The sequence below is a fragment of the Burkholderia sp. PU8-34 genome (assembly GCF_053427725.1).
This window is the reverse complement of record NZ_JBSAXC010000059.1, coordinates 1-703: the sequence shown is the minus strand read 5'-3', so window position 1 is coordinate 703 and position 703 is coordinate 1. Positions and strand designations below refer to the sequence as shown.

The 703-nt window shown below is 61.9% G+C and carries 1 protein-coding gene; it reads right to left on the bottom strand.

What is annotated here, in order from left to right; all coding sequences use genetic code 11:
* A partial coding sequence (locus tag ACV22Z_RS35680; protein WP_448080933.1) for a hemagglutinin repeat-containing protein occupies positions 1-703 on the bottom strand: 703 nt, incomplete at both ends.

Genomic DNA, 703 nt, shown 5'->3' with positions numbered 1-703 from the left:
ATCCTCACGGGCTTCGTTCACCGTGACGTTGCCCGTCGCTACGATGTTTGCGGCACCCGTACCGTTTTCAACGCCATTCGTCACGCCCGCCGTGAGCGACGAGCCCGTCAGTACTACGTTGCCTTTCGACGCGTCGGTACTCGCTGCCGCAAGGGTCGCATTGCCGCCCGCCGTAAATTGCGTGCCGACGGCGCGTTCGTCATAAACGTGATCGATTTCTTGCCGCGTCTTGCTGTCCGCTGCCACGTTGTCGAGCTTCGCGGTATCCGTGACCGTCGTGGCCGTCAGATTGCCGCCCGCAATCGCCGACAAATCCTTACCGGCAGAAACGGCCGCCCCCTTGAGCGTCGTATCGTTGCCGCTTTGCATCCCCAAGCTGCCGCCTGCGGCGATACCGCTCGTCACGTTCGTCGTCTTCGATTCTTCCCAATGATGCTGATCATTCAGATACAGCGACTGGTTCGTCGTCGCCTGCACCGTATCGACGTTGATGTTTCGGCCCGCCGTCACGAGCGCATCACCACCGGCCGACAGATTCGCACCATGAAGCGTGAGGTCGCGACCAGCCTGAACCGACAGATCGCCGGTCGACGCGATCGTGCCCTGCTGGCCGATCAAGCTTGTATTGACCTTGCTTGCGCCGGAAGAGCCGGTTGCGCCGACTGCATCGACCAGCGTCGTGTTGACGATATCGCGGCCCGCC